Origin of the sequence: Polaribacter sp. (assembly GCF_965656025.1) — a bacterium.
Taxonomy (GTDB): Bacteria; Bacteroidota; Bacteroidia; order Flavobacteriales; family Flavobacteriaceae; genus Polaribacter.
Genome location: NZ_CBFHJT010000015.1, coordinates 46,857 through 49,395, shown reverse-complemented (window position 1 = coordinate 49,395; position 2,539 = coordinate 46,857). Strand labels below are relative to the sequence as shown.

At 31.2% G+C, this 2,539-nt stretch carries 2 protein-coding genes and 1 pseudogene; 2 read left to right on the top strand and 1 reads right to left on the bottom strand.

Going from position 1 to position 2,539, the window contains the following annotated elements; genetic code table 11:
• Positions 1-70 precede the first annotated feature (70 nt).
• A complete protein-coding gene (locus ACTG3S_RS04560) occupies positions 71-454 on the bottom strand; it encodes an HU family DNA-binding protein (protein ID WP_439128190.1) in 384 nt (127 codons plus the stop codon).
• 513 nt (positions 455-967) lie between these two features.
• Here ACTG3S_RS04560 and ACTG3S_RS04555 point away from each other — a divergent pair.
• Positions 968-1,855 (top strand): sterol desaturase family protein, encoded by an 888-nt coding sequence (locus ACTG3S_RS04555; RefSeq protein WP_439128189.1) that lies wholly within the window; start codon positions 968-970, stop codon positions 1,853-1,855.
• Positions 1,856-2,225: 370 nt separating this feature from the next.
• Positions 2,226-2,539 (top strand): annotated as a pseudogene (locus ACTG3S_RS04550) (hypothetical protein); the annotation flags it as partial.

Sequence of the window (2,539 nt, the reverse complement as noted above, 5' to 3'; positions counted from 1 at the left end):
AAGAAAAGGGCATAAAAAAGCCCCAACAACCGAAGTTATTGGGGCTTTTGCCTAAAACGAAATTAAAAAATTAACTCGCTTTCTGAAAGGTTAAGACACTTAACAATTCGCGCATTTTCTTGGCAGGTCGAAACAAAATTCTTGTTTTCTTTACTGCCTCTGAGGTTACCTCTTCTGGCGTATCAAAACCCTCTGAGCTTAAGCCTACTTGAAAATTACCTAATTTACCCAAACGTACAATACGCCCTTCTTTTAACTCGCGTACAATGTTTTTTTCCAATACATTTAGTACTGCTAAGCAGTCTGTATCGGTTACCGTACATTGTTCAGAAATCATTTCTGCTAAAGTTTCGAAGTCTACACTTCCATTCGGTGTAACAGCCGCATAATATTTTGGCGTTGCTGTTAAGTCTTGAGGATTTTTCCTCGCTAATGTCTTAAATTTTATACTCATTATTTTAATTTGAAATTGCATTGCTTTGCATAAGGTAGCAATGCAGACACCTTTTTTAGCGCGCTTTTAAAACTCTGCCATAGTTAGGCCCACCCACATACGGCTTTACGCAGGTAAACTATATGTAATACTTTTACATACAGGAGGTTTACACAAGAAAAATTAAGTCATGTTTTTACCAAAAGTGCAGCCTGTTGCACTGCTTTATTTTTAACGAAATAAATTTTGGTAAGCTAAAAAAGAGTTGTAATTTTGAATTGCAGAACAAAATTTTAACGCTTTTAAAGTGTTACCGTTTTTAAAAAGGTCTTAAAGCAACAGTCTCTAAGGCTTTTTTGTTTTTGTAAAGATACTATTTATTTAGGCTTTTTAAAATGAATTTATCAACACGTTATGAGCATTTTTTTAAAATCCAATTTTTAGAAAAGCCTTAGAAACACTAACTATTTTAAGAGAAAAAATAACGAAGTATTTCTTTTTACCATTGACTCATTTTGTATCTTTGCTGATGCCATGAACAAGTACATCGACATCATAAAAAACTCGTATTCCGATTATTGGAACTACATCAAACAATCTGTGTTGATGGAGTTGAATTGGGAAAACTATTTTTATGGCTTGCTCCTAATATCTTTGGTGGTTTGGGGTTTAGAAGCCTTGTTTCCTTGGCGTAAAAATCAATCTTTGTTTCGTAAAGATTTTTGGTTAGATACCTTTTACATGTTTTTTAATTTCTTTTTATTAAACCTAATTGTTCTAATAGCACTGTCGAATACAGCTGCAGCACTCTTTAATGATATTTTAGGGGTTGTAGGGTTGTCTATGGCTAATTTTAAACTCTTAGAAATTAATACACTGCCCTTTTTTGCAAGAATATTTCTCTTTTTTATAGTCGTAGATTTTGTACAATGGTGGACACACCGACTTTTGCATCGAGTTGAGTTTTTATGGAATTTCCACAAAGTGCATCACTCTGTAAAAGAAATGGGGTTTGCTGCACATTTGCGCTATCATTGGATGGAACCTGTAGTGTATAATTCTCTGAAATACATTCCTCTAGCGATTATTGGTGGTTTTTCTGCGCAAGATGTCGCTTTTGTTCATTTTTTTAACATTGCCATTGGGCACTTAAATCATGCGAATATCAATTGGGATTATGGTTGGCTCAAATACATCTTTAACAACCCTAGAATGCACATCTGGCATCATTCTAAAGCCTTGCCAGAAGAACGTAAATATGGAGTCAACTTCGGCTTAACTTTAAGTATTTGGGATTATTTGTTTAAAACCAATTACATTCCATATTCTGGTAGAGATATTGAATTGGGGTTTACTGGTGATGAAGATTTCCCTAAAGGTTTTGTACAACAAGAATTGTATCCTTTAAACAGAAAAAATTAAAAACAGGGAGTATTCTGCTAACTACCTAATAACCCAAATTAATTGGAACATTAAATGTAACTCCTAAAAATTTAATATAGAAAGTATTGCAATGATAACATCTGTAAAGTTTACTACCGTATAATAATCTTAAATAAATAGGCCTACGATATCTTTTTTGTAATTTTCTTTTGTTTTTACACTTTGGACAACTCATATTGTTCTTATTAATCGCTAACAAACTCAAAAAATTAAAGTTTGTAAGAGATTTTAGCTTTCTACTTTTCTTTACTTTTAAAAAAAGTAAATTTAGTGAACTAAAACAAAAATAATAGCCCATATATAGCTCAAGTTGTGTTATTTATGTATTTTTGGTAAAACAACCTTATATATGGAAGATGAATTTATGCAGCTTATAATTGATATTAGAGATAAATCTAAAATAAATGTAACAAGTGTAAAAAAATTAAAAGTATTAAAAGAAAGTATTAATTCTGTAATTGCTGATGAAATTTCTTATAATACTTTTCGAAGAATCTATGGTTTTTTACCAAAAAGCAATCCTTCTAAAAAAACGCTAAACTTACTCTCTAATTATCTTGGATACAAATCTTATAGTAATTACTTAAACAATAGAGAACGTTACCAAGCTTGGTATTATAAAATGGATTTACTAAAAGTACAAAGAACTAATTTAGATTTATC